At 58.5% G+C, this 14366-nt stretch carries 14 protein-coding genes; 5 read left to right on the top strand and 9 right to left on the bottom strand.

All coding sequences use genetic code 11. The features are described 5' to 3' along the window. Positions 1 to 440 precede the first annotated feature (440 nt). From msrQ to J5M57_RS10490, 6 genes are all read right to left on the bottom strand, one after another. Complete coding sequence (gene msrQ / locus J5M57_RS10515; protein ID WP_169843365.1) at positions 441 to 1052, bottom strand: protein-methionine-sulfoxide reductase heme-binding subunit MsrQ; 612 nt, start codon at positions 1050 to 1052, stop codon at positions 441 to 443. After that, positions 1052 to 2065 carry a protein-methionine-sulfoxide reductase catalytic subunit MsrP gene (msrP, locus tag J5M57_RS10510; RefSeq protein WP_207850146.1) on the bottom strand — a complete coding sequence of 338 codons (1014 nt, stop codon included), beginning with the start codon at positions 2063 to 2065 and terminating at the stop codon, positions 1052 to 1054. Before msrP ends, msrQ begins: the two co-directional genes overlap by 1 nt. Before the next feature lie 63 nt (positions 2066 to 2128). After that, a complete protein-coding gene (pssA, locus tag J5M57_RS10505; protein WP_064589202.1) occupies positions 2129 to 2986 on the bottom strand; it encodes a CDP-diacylglycerol--serine O-phosphatidyltransferase in 858 nt (285 codons plus the stop codon). Between the two features lie 148 nt (positions 2987 to 3134). After that, entirely contained in the window at positions 3135 to 4151 is a 1017-nt protein-coding gene (gene ilvC, locus J5M57_RS10500; RefSeq protein ID WP_007959661.1) for a ketol-acid reductoisomerase, read from the bottom strand. Between the two features lie 48 nt (positions 4152 to 4199). Further along, on the bottom strand, positions 4200 to 4691 hold the full coding sequence (ilvN, locus tag J5M57_RS10495) for an acetolactate synthase small subunit (protein WP_003205610.1): 492 nt from the start codon (positions 4689 to 4691) through the stop codon (positions 4200 to 4202). A gap of 2 nt (positions 4692 to 4693) precedes the next feature. Further along, on the bottom strand, positions 4694 to 6418 hold the full coding sequence (locus tag J5M57_RS10490) for an acetolactate synthase 3 large subunit (protein ID WP_064590094.1): 1725 nt from the start codon (positions 6416 to 6418) through the stop codon (positions 4694 to 4696). Positions 6419 to 6817: 399 nt separating this feature from the next. Here J5M57_RS10490 and J5M57_RS10485 point away from each other — a divergent pair, with 399 nt between their 5' ends. Beyond that, positions 6818 to 7234 carry a DUF4124 domain-containing protein gene (locus J5M57_RS10485; RefSeq protein WP_207850145.1) on the top strand — a complete coding sequence of 139 codons (417 nt, stop codon included), beginning with the start codon at positions 6818 to 6820 and terminating at the stop codon, positions 7232 to 7234. Between the two features lie 94 nt (positions 7235 to 7328). On the opposite strand, the gene J5M57_RS10480 is transcribed toward J5M57_RS10485, so the two are convergent. Genes J5M57_RS10480 through mrcB form a run of 3 tightly spaced genes read right to left on the bottom strand, consistent with a single transcriptional unit; the run spans position 7329 to position 10760 of the window. After that, positions 7329 to 7664 (bottom strand): YqcC family protein, encoded by a 336-nt coding sequence (locus J5M57_RS10480; protein WP_169843362.1) that lies wholly within the window; start codon positions 7662 to 7664, stop codon positions 7329 to 7331. Further along, the gene (locus J5M57_RS10475) at positions 7664 to 8419 is read right to left on the bottom strand and encodes a hypothetical protein (protein ID WP_169843361.1); all 756 of its coding nucleotides are present in this window, start codon (positions 8417 to 8419) and stop codon (positions 7664 to 7666) included. The genes J5M57_RS10480 and J5M57_RS10475 overlap by 1 nt, the downstream gene beginning before the upstream one ends. A 16-nt stretch (positions 8420 to 8435) precedes the next feature. Further along, entirely contained in the window at positions 8436 to 10760 is a 2325-nt protein-coding gene (gene mrcB / locus J5M57_RS10470) for a penicillin-binding protein 1B (protein ID WP_064589206.1), read from the bottom strand. A 116-nt stretch (positions 10761 to 10876) separates the two neighbouring features. Between mrcB and J5M57_RS10465 the strand changes: the two genes are divergently transcribed. The 4 genes from J5M57_RS10465 (at position 10877) to J5M57_RS10450 (ending at position 14248) form a co-directional block, all read left to right on the top strand. After that, complete coding sequence (locus J5M57_RS10465) at positions 10877 to 12433, top strand: bifunctional aminoglycoside phosphotransferase/ATP-binding protein (protein ID WP_169843360.1); 1557 nt, start codon at positions 10877 to 10879, stop codon at positions 12431 to 12433. Between the two features lie 91 nt (positions 12434 to 12524). Next, positions 12525 to 12869, top strand: coding sequence for a pentapeptide repeat-containing protein (locus J5M57_RS10460; RefSeq protein ID WP_064589208.1), 345 nt, complete (start codon positions 12525 to 12527; stop codon positions 12867 to 12869). A 295-nt stretch (positions 12870 to 13164) separates the two neighbouring features. Beyond that, positions 13165 to 13437, top strand: coding sequence for a TfoX/Sxy family protein (locus J5M57_RS10455; RefSeq protein ID WP_016773175.1), 273 nt, complete (start codon positions 13165 to 13167; stop codon positions 13435 to 13437). Between the two features lie 16 nt (positions 13438 to 13453). Beyond that, a complete protein-coding gene (locus J5M57_RS10450) occupies positions 13454 to 14248 on the top strand; it encodes a Crp/Fnr family transcriptional regulator (RefSeq protein WP_207850144.1) in 795 nt (264 codons plus the stop codon). The last annotated feature ends 118 nt before the right edge of the window (positions 14249 to 14366 follow it).

Here is a 14366-nt window from a genome sequence, read left to right as displayed (position 1 = left end):
GACTCCACAAGCACCCACACGAATTGCTTGATTCAGTTGTTAAAGAGCGGTTGGTTAAGATCTTTCGTCTCAACCGAGGCGCGCATTCTACAGCAGCCTCATTTGCTGTCAAGTGATTATTTTCAGAAGTTTTCGAAGATTTCTTCAACAACTTCAACCACTTGCGCTTCCGATCTCTCGTCAGCGGGAGGCGAATTCTACAGCGTTACACGCTGCTGTCAACACCTCTTTTTCTCCGCTTTCGACCGAGAAGATCGAACCGTTAAAAGAGCCAAACATCACCACTCTTTCAACTCCTTCCAGGCTTCAATGAACTGAAGCTAGCCACTGTCGAAAACTGCGTAACTAATTGAATCTCAAGGAGTTTTCCGTTTCGACTGCGCCGGAAGTGGGGCGAATTATAGACCTCCAGAATCTGCCGTCAACCGTTAATTTCAGTTTTATTGCAAAACCTGCTTTTTAGTCAGCAAACGCGGGATTCGACGCGCTACGGCAGGTACACGCAGCAGTAAAAGCACTGCACCTATAAAGGCATAGATCGCCCACTCCTTGAGATCAGCACGCACGATCCACAGCATATGCAGCAATCCAAGCCCCAGAATCACGTATACCAACCGATGCAGTTTCTTCCAGCGCACACCTAAACGACGCTGACTGTAGCGATTGGACGTGACCGCCAACGCCAACAATCCGAGAAAACCCAGCGTACCCACAATAATGTATGGCCGCTTACGCAACTCCACGCCCAACTGAGACCAGTCGAAGCCCAGGATGAATGCCATGTAGCTGCACAAGTGTAAAACCACATACGCAAAACACCACAGTCCCAACTGACGACGAACAGCAATCCACCCCGCCCACCCGGTCAGCTTCTGTAAGGGCGTCATGGCCAAGGTGATCAACAGCAGCACCAATGTCCCCAGCCCCAGCCGATCCACCAGCACTTTGCCAGGATCCGGCCCAAGCAAATCCGCGAACGCCTGATAAAACCAAAGCAATGGCCAGATCGCCGCCGCGATGAAAACGCCTACACGCCAGTACGGATATCGCATCAATAGTTCTTCCGCAGATCGAGCCCTGTATATAGAGAAGCGACCTCATCGGCGTAACCGTTAAACATCTGCGTATCACGCACGTTCGGTTTGAACAGACTGTTGGGCAACCGACGCTCCCGCGCCTGAGTCCAGCGCGGATGATCCACTGTTGGGTTAACGTTGGCGTAGAAGCCGTACTCATCCGCGGCGATGCTCTGCCAGGTTGTCTTTGGCTGCTCGCTGACCAGACTGATACGCACAATGGATTTAACGCTTTTGAACCCGTACTTCCACGGCACCACCAAGCGCAGCGGCGCGCCATTCTGATTCGGCAATTCGCGGCCATACATGCCAACCGCCAGAATCGCCAATGGATTCATCGCCTCGTCCAGACGCAAGCCTTCTACATAAGGCCAGTCGATCAGGGCAAAACCCGAGCGCTGGCCCGGCATGCTCTTGGGATCCTGCAAGGTTTCAAAGCGAATGTACTTGGCCTTGGAGGTGGGCTCGACCTGCTTGAGCAGCGCAGAGATCGGAAAGCCGATCCACGGAATAACCATCGACCAGGCCTCAACGCAGCGAAGGCGATAGATACGCTCCTCCAACTGATAGGGCTTCATGAAGTCTTCCAGCGCATAGCGCCCGGGTTTACCGACCTCCCCATCCACGACCACGCTCCACGCCTCGGTTTTCAGCGAACCGGCATTGGCTGCCGGATCCCCTTTGTCAGTACCGAACTCATAGAAGTTGTTGTAATGGGTCGCGTCTTTATAAGGCGTGATCGCCTCATCCTTGACGTTGACCGCTCCCCACTTGGTAGAGGAAAGCTTGTCGGCAAACCAGGCCGGCGCCTTCCCCGGCTCGACGTCGGCATAACGTGCCGCCTCTTCCGCGGTAGCCCAACGCGGCAAGCTGCTCACGGCGATGCCGGCGGCGGTAGCTCCGAGCAATTGACGACGGGAGAGATAAATGGATTCAGGCGTGACTTCCGACTCATGGCAGTCGGAAGCTTTGGGGATTTTGATCAGCATGGCAACTCCGCAGCTTTGGAGGACAGATGCACCCATAGACTGCGGAGTATGCGGGAAATTACATCACTCGGCGTTTTTGTGACGACGAAGATGCAGCAGGTATTGCACCGGGCCGGAAGCCGCATAAGCGAGGAACACCAGCAGCAGAATGCGCGGTGGATCGCTGAAGACCACGGCAAACACCAGCACGACGGCTAGAATCGCCACGAACGGCACCCGGCCCTTCAAATCCAGCTCCTTGAAGCTGTTGTACTTGATGTTGCTGACCATCAGCATGCCGGCAGCCGCGACCATCAAGGCAACCAGGAACGACATCTTCGAACCTTGAATGCCGTAATCGCTGAACGCCCAGACGATCCCCGCCACCACGCCGGCAGCTGCCGGGCTGGCCAGACCGATGAAGTAGCGCTTGTCGGCCGTACCGACCTGAGTGTTGAAGCGCGCCAGACGCAACGCTGCACCGGCCACATAGATGAAGGCGACCATCCAGCCGACTTTGCCCATGTCACCCAACGCCCAGCCGAAGGCCAGCAGCGCCGGCGCCACACCAAAGGCAACCATATCGGAGAGCGAGTCATACTCGGCGCCGAATGCACTTTGCGTATTGGTCATGCGCGCCACGCGGCCATCGAGGCCGTCGAGCACCATCGCGACAAAGATCGCGATCGCAGCGAACGCGAAATACTTGCTCGCGTTCGCCGAGTCCCCGGCGCTCAAGGCCGCCTGGGCACTCATCGAGTTGATGATGGAATAAAACCCTGCAAACAGGTTCGCAGTGGTGAACAGGTTCGGCAGCAGATAGATACCACGATGCCGGACTTTACGACCTTCTGCGTCGTGCCCTTCCTCGATGTGTTCATCGATGGGCAGCAGGCTTTCGGCGTCAGAAGCCTGGTTCGGCTCTTCGGGACGTTCGCTCATGGACATTACCTTGCAACGTATTTGGAAAGTTTCGACAGGTGTCTGGGACGACGGTTCGGCCACAAACGCTGCAGCTTTATACCAGAACCTCCGGTTCAAACGAAAAAACGCGGCCGAGGCCGCGTTTTTTCATACAAGGGACGACGACTTAGTTTTTGGCTTTGTCGACGATCTTGTTGGCACCGATCCACGGCATCATGGAGCGCAGTTGCTCGCCGATGATTTCGATACCGTGAGCGGCGTTGTTACGACGCTTGGCGGTCATCGAAGGGTAGCCGGTTGCGCCTTCGCTGATGAACATTTTGGCGTATTCGCCGTCCTGAATACGTTTCAGGGCGTTGCGCATGGCCTGACGGGATTCGGCGTTGATCACTTCCGGACCGGTCACGTACTCGCCGTACTCAGCGTTGTTGGAGATCGAGTAGTTCATGTTGGCGATACCGCCTTCGTACATGAGGTCAACGATCAGTTTCAGTTCGTGCAGGCACTCGAAGTAGGCCATTTCCGGCGCGTAGCCAGCTTCAACCAGGGTTTCGAAACCGGCTTTTACCAGCTCAACGGTACCGCCGCACAGTACGGCTTGTTCGCCGAACAGGTCAGTTTCGGTCTCGTCCTTGAAGGTGGTTTCGATGATGCCGGTACGACCGCCACCCACACCAGCAGCGTAGGACAGGGCTACGTTTTTGGCGTTGCCCGAAGCGTCCTGGTAGATCGCGATCAGGTCAGGGATACCGCCGCCCTTCACGAACTCGGAACGCACGGTGTGGCCCGGGGCTTTCGGCGCGATCATGATCACGTCGAGGTCGGCACGCGGAACAACCTGGTTGTAGTGGATCGCGAAGCCGTGGGAGAAGGCCAGGGTGGCGCCTTTCTTGATGTTCGGCTCGATTTCGTTCTTGTACAGCTGGGACTGGAACTCGTCCGGGGTCAGGATCATGACCAGGTCGGCGCCGGCAACAGCGGCAGCCACGTCGGTCACTTTCAGGCCGTGAGCTTCGGCTTTGGCAACAGTGGCCGAACCTTTACGCAGACCAACGGTAACGTCGACACCGGAATCTTTCAGGTTGCACGCTTGGGCGTGGCCCTGGGAACCGTAACCGATGATGGCAACTTTCTTGCCCTGGATGATCGACAGGTCGCAGTCTTTATCGTAGAAAACTTTCATGAATTTCCCCTATATATCCAGGCCGTTCAGGCCATTCGCTAATTTGGTTTAAATGCTGAGTACTTTGTCGCCGCGGGCAATGCCGGTCACGCCACTACGGACGGTTTCCAGAATCGATGCGGTGCCGATGGACTGAATGAAGCTGTCGAGCTTGTCGCTGGTACCGGTCAATTGAACGGTATACACGCTGGCGCTGACGTCGACGATCTGTCCACGGTAAATATCGGTGGTGCGTTTGATCTCGGCGCGCTGGGCGCCAGTGGCCTTGACCTTGACCAGCATCAGCTCGCGCTCGATGTGAGCGCTCTCCGACAGGTCCACCAGCTTGACCACTTCGATCAGCTTGTTCAGGTTTTTGGTGATCTGCTCGATGATTTCATCATGGCCGACGGTGGTCAGCGTCAGACGCGACAGAGTCGGGTCTTCGGTCGGGGCCACCGTCAGGCTTTCAATGTTGTAGTTGCGCTGCGAGAACAGGCCGACTACGCGAGACAAAGCGCCGGGTTCGTTTTCCAGAAGCAGGGAAATAATGTGCCGCATGATTAAGTACGCTCCGTCTTGCTCAGCCACATATCGCGCATGGAGCCGTCTTTGATCTGCATCGGATAGACGTGCTCGCTGGTATCGACCGAAATATCGATCACCACCAGACGATCTTTCATGGCGAACGCTTCTTCCATCTTCGATTTCAAATCTTTCGAATCGGTGATGCGCACGCCGACGTGACCGTAGGCTTCAGCCAGTTTGACGAAGTCAGGCAGCGACTCCATATAAGAGTGCGAGTGACGGCTGCCGTAGCTCATGTCCTGCCACTGACGAACCATCCCCAGAACACCGTTGTTCAGGATGACGATTTTCACCGGCAAGCCATATTGCAGGCAGGTCGACAGTTCCTGGATGTTCATCTGGATGCTGCCTTCGCCGGTGACGCAGGCAACGTCGTCATCCGGGAAGTTCAACTTGATGCCCATGGCCGCCGGGAAACCGAAGCCCATTGTGCCCAGGCCACCGGAGTTGATCCAGCGATTCGGCTTGTTGAACGTGTAGTACTGAGCAGCGAACATCTGGTGCTGGCCCACGTCGGAAGTGATGAAGGCATCGCCCTTGGTCACTTCGCACAGGGTTTCGATCACGGTCTGCGGCTTGATCAGGCTGCCGTCGCCCTTTTCATAAGGGAACAGGCCGCGATCACCGCGCCATTCATCGACTTGCTTCCACCAGCTGGCAACGGACTCCTTGTTCGGGGTCTCGCCAATCTCCTTGAGGATCGCGACCATTTCAGTCAGGACGCTCTCCACCGGGCCAACGATTGGCACGTCGGCCTTGATGGTCTTGGAGATCGAAGCCGGGTCGATGTCGATGTGAATGATCTTGGCATTCGGGCAGAACTTCGCCGCGCCGTTGATCACACGGTCATCGAAACGCGCGCCCACTGCCAGGATCACGTCGGCGTGGTGCATCGCCAGGTTGGCGGTGTAGCTGCCGTGCATGCCGAGCATGCCGATGAACTGACGGTCGGTGCCAGGGAAACCGCCCAGGCCCATCAAGGTGTTGGTCACGGGCAGGTTGAGCATTTTCGCCAGTTCGGTCAGCGGCGCAGAGCCGTTGCCCAGAATTACCCCGCCACCGGAATAGAGCACAGGACGCTTGGCCGCCAGAAGCATTTCTGCCGCCTTGCGGATTTGCCCGGAGTGACCGCGAACGGCCGGGCTGTAGGAGCGCAGCTTGGCTTTTTTCGGGAAGACGTATTCGAACTTCTCGGCCGGGTTGGTCATGTCTTTCGGGATATCGACCACGACCGGGCCCGGACGACCGGATTGCGCCAGGTAGAACGCCTTCTTCATGACTTCCGGGATTTCCGAGGCGTGCTTGATCATGAAGCTGTGCTTCACGATCGGCCGGGAGATACCGATCATGTCGGTTTCCTGGAACGCGTCGGTACCGACCATGGTGCTTGGCACCTGACCGGAAATGATCACCATTGGAATCGAATCCATATAGGCGGTGGCGATACCGGTGATGGCGTTTGTGGCGCCTGGACCGGAAGTCACCAATACCACGCCGGCTTTACCGGTAGCACGGGCGTAGCCGTCAGCCATATGGGTCGCCGCTTGTTCGTGACGAACCAGGATGTGGGTCACTTCCGGTTCTTTGAACAGGGCATCGTAAACATGAAGGAGAGCACCACCCGGGTACCCGTAGATATATTTGACGCCTTCGTCACGCAAGAAGCGGACGAGCATCTCACCGCCAGATAAAAGCTCCACGTTGTTCACCTCTAAAACGCCAGAATACCGTCCACACAAAAGGGGCGGGTCTTAATAGGTTTACTTCTCGGCAGAGCATGAGCGACGGTGGTCGCCGACTACGTCAGCACTGACTGAGCAAGTATTGGGATCGTCCCAAGTGTTGCGGGCCTTTCCCACCCAGCGCGAGGTAACGCGTTGCGGGTGTAACAGGTCGACGCGGATATGCGCCTCATGATCTACCGAGTGGGTCTGCTTCTGGCAGTCCCTCTACAGCGGACTTTGGATTCTTCTGTTTCGCCCTCTCCAAGTCAAGCCGTCAATGTGCTTAATTGTGGGTAAGCACATGAGAACGCAAGAAAAAACCTGAAAACCGCTACTCTGTTAGCGTCAATTGCGCAATTTTGCCAAGGAATCAGCATGCGAACGCTTCTGTTAACTCTGCTGATCGGCCTCAGCCCCTGGTGCTCGGCCGCTCAAATCTACAAATGGGTCGATGCCCAAGGCGTCACGCACTTCGATGCACAGCCCCCGCAAGGTTTGCCGACGACGACCGTGCAGACGCCCTCCTCGCCCCCGCCCAAACCCGCAGCGATGCCTGGCAGCGGTGCGCTGGGCGATCAGAAAGCCATCGACGACAAGGTCAAGAAACAGGTGGCCGACCAACAGGCGCAGCTCAAACAGTTTTGCGAGCAGGCGCGGACGAACCTGGCGCAATTGCAGAACAATCCGCGGTTGAGGGAAGAGGTCGAGGGACAGTTGCGAAGGCTGGATGATGCGCAGCGACAGGAGCGTATTGTCGAGGCTCAGAAACAGATAGCCGAGAATTGTAACTAGGTACCTGTAGGAACTGCCGAAGGCTGCGATCTTTAGATCTTTGAAAGCAAAATCAAAAGATCGCAGCCTTCGGCAGCTCCTACAGGGATCGGCGCTAGCGCGAGGCCGTGATCAGCAGGTCGAACTCTTTGAGCAGCACCTGCAGTTGTCGATCCTTGCCCTGCAGATTGCGCTGGGCGAAGACCATTTCAGCCATTTCCTGGATGCCCGAGGCATTGGGCAGCGGCTGGTCCTGTTCGAGGATCATTTTCATCCGCGGCAGAAAGATCCATTGCAGCCATTGCTCGAAATCCAGCGTGTCGACCGAAAACGGCTCGACACTGCTCAGGGCTTCGCGCGACGGCTGAACCTCATCCCACCAACCCTGCGTGCGCAGTTCACGTTCGATCAGCAGCAACTGATCGGCGATTTTCGGGAAACGAGTATCCATCAGAGCGAAACCTTGGCCTTCTGACGGGCCAGCGCTGCACCGGCGGAGTCGCCCTGCTTCTCACGGGACTGCGCGATGATTTCCCACAGGTTGGCTTGCAGATCCGGACGACCGTTAGCCATGGTCAGCGCGCGACGGGCGAACTGCTCGGCCTGCGGCGCATCACCTTGCGCCATGCGCACCTGCGCCAGACGATAAAGCACTTGCGGCTCACGCGGGGCAACGCGCTGGGCACGCTCCAGGCTGGAGGACGCACCATTGAGGTCGCCGCCGGCCTGCTGTTGCTGTGCGGTGGTCAGCAAGGCGAGCACCGGGCCGTCCAGTTGCTCGTCTGCCGACAGACCACCGCCGCTGCTGGCCGAAGGAATTCCGCTTGGTGTCGACGGCATGCTGTAGCTGCCGGTGTTGATCGGCGCCGACTCGACCGGCGACGGATTGTACGGCCCCGCGGTGATACCGCCGGAAGCCGGACCTGGCACGATCGGCGAGGTGCTGATCGGCGCCGATGTCGTGGCGCCGCCACCCGGCACCATCACCACCACGCCGGTATCACCCTGCGGGATGGCCTGGGATTGCGCCTGGCCTTGTACCGGACGCTTGACTGTCGTCTTGCGGAAACCGCCGTTGGACGACAGACGTTCGCTGTTGGATACGGCTGTGCCGGAGTCCACCACCGGGATCGAACCACGCTGTACGGTAGAGCAGCCGCTGAGCAAAGCCACGGCGGTCACCGCTGGAATCAACCACTTGTTCACTTGAAACCCTCTTTGCTTAATTCATCCAGCCCTTGACCCAATCCATCACCGACTCCGGTGAAGCAGGCGTTTCGCTTGCACACGCGGCGCCGGGTGGCGGTTCGCTGCCGCGAATATACGGCATCTGCACCGCCCCCGGACAGTTGGCATCAGAGCCTTGTCCGGTACGCGAATCGACCCACGCCTGAACGATGTTGTCCGGCTGCGGCATGTCCAGCGGCAGCGGGTCGGCCTTGCGCATGAAACTGGTCCAGACCTGCAGCGCACCGGTCGCACCGGTGAACGGAGTCTTGCCGTTGTCATCACGACCGAGCCAGACCACCGCCAGCAGGTCCTGACTGAACCCGGCGAACCAGCTGTCACGCGAATCGTTACTGGTACCGGTCTTGCCGGCCAGGGTCAGGGTCTTGGGCAGTACGTTGTAGACCGAGCTGCCGGTACCTTCACGCATCACCCGTTGCATGGCGTTCTGGATCAGGTAAATGGACGCCGGATCGAAACGCTGCTCGATCTGGAACGGATAACGCTTGAGCGGCTCGCCCTCGGCGGTCAGGACGCTGCGAATCCCGCGCATCGGTGTATTGAAACCACCGTTGGCGAGGGTCTGGTACATGGTCGCCACTTCAATCGGGGTCATGCCGCCGGCCCCCAGCAGCATCGACGGGAACGCCGGGAATTCCCGGGTCACGCCCAGACGCGCAAGGGTCTTGAGCACATTCGGCACACCGACTTCCAGGCCGAGACGCGATGTCGACAAGTTGTAGGAGTGCGCCAGCCCTTGATAGAGGAACACCGTACCGTGGGAGCGGCGGTCGTAGTTCTGCGGCTTCCACACCTGGCCGTCCGCGCCTTTGATCGACAACGGATCATCCGACAGCCAACTGGTCAGCGTGTAGTGGCTCGGTTTCTCCAGCGCGGTCAGATATACCGCCGGCTTGACCAGGGAACCGATTGGCCGCACGGCATCCAGCGCCCGGTTGAAACCGGCGTAACTGGCCTGACGGCTGCCAATCATCGCCTGGACTTCGCCGGTTTCCGGATTGGTCACGACCATCGCCGCTTCCACGTCATCGGAGCCCTTGCGCCCCGCCAGACGCTTGAAGGTGTCGTTGACCGACGCCTCGGCCTTCATCTGCAGAATCGGGTCGAAACTGGTGAAGATCCGCAGGCCTTCTTCGGTCAAGTCTTCGTCGCGATAGTCTTCACGCAATTGACGTTTGACCAGATCGATAAAGCCGGGGAACGAGCTGTCGGCGAGCTTGCCGCGCGTCGTCACGCCCAGCGGCATTTTCTTCGCCGCTTCAACCTGTTCGGCCGTCGCCACGCCTTGCTGCTCAAGCACGTCGAGCACCAGGTTACGCCGCTCCAGCGCACGTTCCGGGTTACGACGCGGGTTGTAGTAGGACGGGCCTTTGACCATGCCGACCAGCAACGCAACCTGATGCAGCTTGAGCTCGGACAGAGGCTGGCCGAAGAAGAACTGGCTGGCCAGACCGAAACCGTGCACCGCACGCTGACCGTCCTGACCGACGAAGACTTCGTTGAGGTAGGCCTCAAGAATCTCTTTCTTGTCGTAATGCAGCTCCAGCAGCATCGCCATCATCGCTTCGGTGAGCTTGCGGCTCAGGCTGCGTTCGTTGGTGAGGTAGAAGTTCTTGACCAGTTGCTGGGTCAGGGTACTGCCGCCCTGGGTCATTTTGCCGCCAGAAGTGTTGACCCAGATGGCCCGGGCAATCGATTTCGGCGATACGCCCCAGTGACTGTAATAGTCGCGGTCTTCCACCGCTACCAGGGTATCCAGCAGATACGGCGGCACCTGATCGAGCTTGATCAGAATGCGGTCTTCAAGGTTTTTCGGATAAATACCGCCGATCATCAGCGGCTCCAGCCGCACCACCGACAGTTTCGAACCGTTGAGCCCGGAGAGTTCGGCCACATAGTCGCCGGAGAAACGCACGCGCACCGGCTGGGCTTTTTCCAGGCCTTCATAGAACTGGAAGCCGCGGGTGTTCAGATCAACGGTATTGCCGTTGACTGCAGCAGCGCCGGGGCCATTGCTCACGGCTTCGCGGCGATAGCCGAGGGCGTCGAGTTCGGTGAGGAAATCGTCCTTGCTGAGCTTTTGTCCGACGAACAGCTCAAGCGGACGCGCGTATACCTTGGCCGGGATGGTCCAGCGCTTGCCGGAGAACTTCTCCTGCACCACGGCATCGAGGTAAACGGCGAAGCCGGCCAGCACCACAAGGCCGACCAGGCTGAGTTTAATGGCCCAGCCCAACCACGGGCGCAGGCCCTTGGCAGGTGGTTTTTTCTTGGTACGGGGGGATCGAGTTCGAGTCATGGCGGCGGATTATACGCACTTTATTCATACTCAACAGGAGCGCTCCGAGGTTTGCGTCAGGCTGGCGAGCGGCCATAATGGCGACCTCGAATTTCCCAGTCTCTGAAGGATCGCCCGTGAGCCAGTCCCTGATCGCTGCCCTGCAAAACCCGGCCCTCTACCCGCACCCCGTCGAAGGGTTCCAGGTCATCGAAACCCATATCTCTTGGGTGATCCTCACCGGTCCCTTTGCCTATAAAGTGAAGAAGCCGGTGAATTTCGGTTTCCTCGACTTCACCGGTCTGGAATCGCGCGCACATTTCTGCGCTGAAGAACTGCGCCTGAACCAGCGCCTGACCGATGATTTGTATCTGGACGTGTTGCCGGTCACCGGCAGCGTCGAGGCGCCACAACTGGGCGGCGACGGCCCGGTGATCGAATACGTGCTGAAAATGCGTCAGTTCCCGCAGGCCGGCCTGCTCAGCACCCTGCAGGCCAACGGTGAGTTGACCACTCAGCACATCGATGAAATGGCCGAGCAGATCGCCCACTTCCACCTCAGCGCACCGAAGGTTCCGGCCGAGCACGAAGCCGGCACACCGGATGCAGTGATGGCCCCGGTCTCGCAAAACTTCGAACAGATCCTGCCGTTCCTCAGCGACAAGAACGATCTGCTGCAACTCGAAGCGCTGAAAGCCTGGGCCGAAAGCAGCTTCGAACGCCTCAAGCCACTGTTCGCCCAGCGCAAGGCCGAGGGTTTCACCCGCGAATGTCACGGTGACATCCACTTGGGCAACGCCACGGTCATCGACGGCAAAGTGGTGATCTTCGACTGCATCGAGTTCAACGAACCGTTCCGCTTCACCGACGTCTGGGCCGACACCGGCTTCCTGGCGATGGACCTTGAAGACCGTGGCCTGAAATCCCTGGCCCGTCGTTTCATCAGTCAATACCTGGAACTGACCGGCGACTATCAAGGCCTGGAAGTGCTGAACTTCTACAAAGCCTACCGCGCCCTGGTTCGCGCCAAGGTTGCGCTGTTCAGCATGCCAGCGGACGCTACCCCGGTGCAGCGCGCCACCACCCTGCGCCAGTACCGCAACTACGCCAACCTGGCGGAAAGCTACAGCACCATTCCTTCGCGTTTCATGGCCATCACCCACGGTGTATCGGCAGTCGGCAAGAGCCATGTGGCGATGCGCCTGGTCGAAGCACTGGGCGCGATTCGCCTGCGTTCCGACGTCGAGCGCAAGCGCCTGTTCGGCGAGCAAACCGTGGCCAACGACGTGCAGGCCGGGATTTACAGCGCCGATGCCAGCGCTGCCACCTACGCCCGCCTGCACACAATCGCTGACGTCATCCTGCACGCCGGGTTCCCGGTGGTGATCGATGCGACCTACCTCAAGCGCGAGCAACGCGACGACGCCGCGAAAGTGGCCGAAGCCACTGGCACACCGTTCCTGATCCTTGACTGCAACGCGCCGCAAGCAGTGATCGAGAGCTGGCTGGCGATTCGTCAGGCCGACAAAAAAGATCCGTCTGACGCCACGTTGGCCGTGATCGAGGCGCAACAGGCCAACCGCGAAGCCCTGACGCCAGAAGAAATCCTGCGCAGCAAACGCGTGCAAACTAATGAAAGCGGGACCCTCGACACCGTCGTAGCGCAAATCCGCCAGCGTCTGCCGGGCCTGTAAGAAACTATTTCGGCCGTGAAGCCCTCGCTTGCTTCACGGCCGTCAAATAGTGGCACTATACTGGCGTCATAAAACCAACAGGTGATGTGACATGAGCCAGCCGAAACTTCTCGACACCCCGCTTTATGCCTTGCTGCACAAAGACGACATCGCAGGCTTCAACAAGGAACGCCCGAAAGACGGCCCGATCGACATGGTCGGTGGCGATTTCCGCGGTCTCGATCTGCGTGAACTGAATGCCGATGGCGTGGATTTCCGGGACGCGTACTTCCGTTCCGCCGATTTGCGTGGCATTGATTTCCGAAATTCATCACTGGAAGGCGCAAGCCTGGCCCACGCACAGATTTCCGGAGCGTACTTCCCGCCGGAACTGAGTGCCGACGAAATCCTGATGTCGATGAATTTTGGTACCCGCTTGCGTTATCGCACCCGCTGATACACCCGTTTCTCCGACACGACACCCGCCCGGTGGGAGCGAGCCTGCTCGCGAATACGCAGTGTCAGTCGACATGAATGTGAGAGTTGAACCGCTTTCGCGAGCAGGCTCGCTCCCACATTTATTGGCAACTCTCCCCGTCTACCTGCGTCCGCAGACCTTTCGCCCCCTCCTACACCACCCTTTCTTAGAAGCGTTTGCGTCTAATCCGACCAAACAACCACGCTTTTCCTACTGATGGCTACACTCCTGAGAAGCTCGCCCACGCACCATTCGGCCGTCGCAAGGAGGCTTGATGAATGATGAACTGCAACACTTGAAGAATCTTGGCAAGACGTCGGCGCAGTGGCTGCATGCCGTGGGCATCCACAGCGCCTCGGACTTGCGTCGCCTGGGGGCGGTGGACGCCTATCGGGCGGTGCGTACCCGTGGGTTTCGCGCATCGAAGGTGTTGCTGTATGCGATCGAAGGGGCGCTGATGGATGTGCATTGGAACGACATCCCGGCCGAACGCAAAGACGCCTTGAACAAGCAGCTCGAGGCCATTTCCGCGCGGCACAAGAATTGAACGGGCGCTGACGGCCATGTATTTGCTCGGGGAACAATCGGCACCGGTCGATGCACTGATCAATCGTTTGCAGAGCTTGCCTGGACGCTGGCTCGAAGGGCTTACGCCGTGCGGGCCGGCGCTGGAGCTGCAAACTACTGACGATCTGCTGCAACAATTACCTGCCGATCAGTTGTTTCTGCTGACAGAAGGCGTGATCAACGGCTGCCTCGGAGGCCGCGCGGTTTTTTATTGGCAGGAAGGCGACTTGATCGGTCTGCAGCAAGGTCAAGCCTGGGCCGACTGCCGTCTGTGCAGTGACGGGCCATTGCGGTTGCTGCCTTATAGGCGCACTGAACTGCTGCAACATGTGTTTGCTGAACCCGAACGGGCCGAGCAACTGCTGGAGTATCTGCTGGGGCAGATGGCAATGCTGGCCCACGCGGTGGCTGAGCTGAAGCCGCGGGAGTTTCGCAGCACCAATGGCTTCAAGCGGGTCGAGAGCGGTGAGGTGTTGATCCAGCAGGGCGATGTGGCCGATCACGTCTTTGTGATCATCGATGGGCATGCCGAAGCATTTGTTGACGGGCACAAGGTCGGCGACGTGCCCAAAGACGAGATTTTCGGTGCCATGGCGGTGTTCACCGGTGAGCCGCGCAATGCCACGGTCATCGCTCGCGAGCCGAGCACGGTGATGCTGATTCCCGGCGATCAGTTTTTGAGCATGACCCGCAACAATCCGAAAATCGCTCACAGCCTGATTGAGAGCATGGCGCGCCGGATCGGCCAACTCAACCAGCAGATCACCCAGCTGAGCGCACTCAAAGGTTAGCGCCAGGCCCCGTGTTTCCGGGGCGCTGCGACCGTCGGCATGACTAAATCAAGCAAATGCAAAAACAGTGGTTGACTCGGTAATGAGAATCGCTATGATTATCACAACTGGTCGCGAG

The sequence above is a fragment of the Pseudomonas sp. 86_A genome, assembly GCF_017491705.1.
GTDB classification, from domain to species: Bacteria; Pseudomonadota; Gammaproteobacteria; order Pseudomonadales; family Pseudomonadaceae; genus Aquipseudomonas; species Aquipseudomonas koreensis.
The sequence above is the reverse complement of the archived record's forward strand: the minus strand, read 5'-3'. Positions and strand labels throughout refer to the sequence as shown.